Origin of the sequence: Neisseria sp. HMSC065D04 (assembly GCF_001815675.1) — a bacterium.
Classification (GTDB): domain Bacteria; phylum Pseudomonadota; class Gammaproteobacteria; order Burkholderiales; family Neisseriaceae; genus Neisseria.
In genome coordinates this window covers 1-251 of sequence record NZ_KV821508.1, presented here as the reverse complement: position 1 = coordinate 251, position 251 = coordinate 1, and the positions used below count along the sequence as shown (strand labels likewise).

The 251-nt window shown below is 56.2% G+C and carries 1 protein-coding gene; it reads left to right on the top strand.

Annotation, left to right across the window (positions count from 1 at the left end; all coding sequences use genetic code 11):
* A partial coding sequence (locus tag HMPREF3050_RS06090; RefSeq protein ID WP_070774074.1) for an IS5 family transposase occupies nucleotides 1-251 on the top strand: 251 nt, incomplete at both ends.

Sequence of the window (251 nt, the reverse complement as noted above, 5' to 3'; positions counted from 1 at the left end):
TACCTGAACCGTCAAAGAACCCGTTACCTTAGAGACCACCGCGGCCGTCCCGCCTATCCCCTGTTGTCCATGTTCAAAGCCGTCCTGCTCGGACAATGGCACAGCCTCTCCGATCCCGAACTCGAACACAGCCTCATCACCCGCATCGATTTCAACCTGTTTTGCCGTTTTGACGAACTGAGCATCCCCGATTACAGCACCTTATGCCGCTACCGCAACTGGCTGGCGCAAGACGACACCCTGTCCGAATT